At 41.1% G+C, this 241-nt stretch carries 1 pseudogene; it reads right to left on the minus strand.

What is annotated here, in order from left to right:
* Positions 1 to 241: pseudogene (locus CWB77_RS18325) on the minus strand (carbohydrate porin); the annotation flags it as partial.

Genomic DNA, 241 nt, shown 5'->3' on the forward strand with positions numbered 1-241 from the left:
GTAAGCTGCATAAGCGTAGTTAACAGCGGTCATATAATCAAAAAAGCGAATTTCAGCGTTTAATTTAACATCACCAACGTCGCCGGAGAAATATAAGCGAAAAATATCATAGTCAAAATCGCCGCCGCGATTTTTATTATCGTCATCATACGAAGTATGGCTGTAGTTGGTTCGAACAGCACCACCAACTTTAAGTCGCGGAGGCTTGTGTTCAGGTTTAGCTACTTTATCTTGAGCTGTC

The organism is Pseudoalteromonas sp. S1610 (assembly GCF_005887465.1).
Lineage (GTDB): Bacteria > Pseudomonadota > Gammaproteobacteria > Enterobacterales > Alteromonadaceae > Pseudoalteromonas > Pseudoalteromonas undina.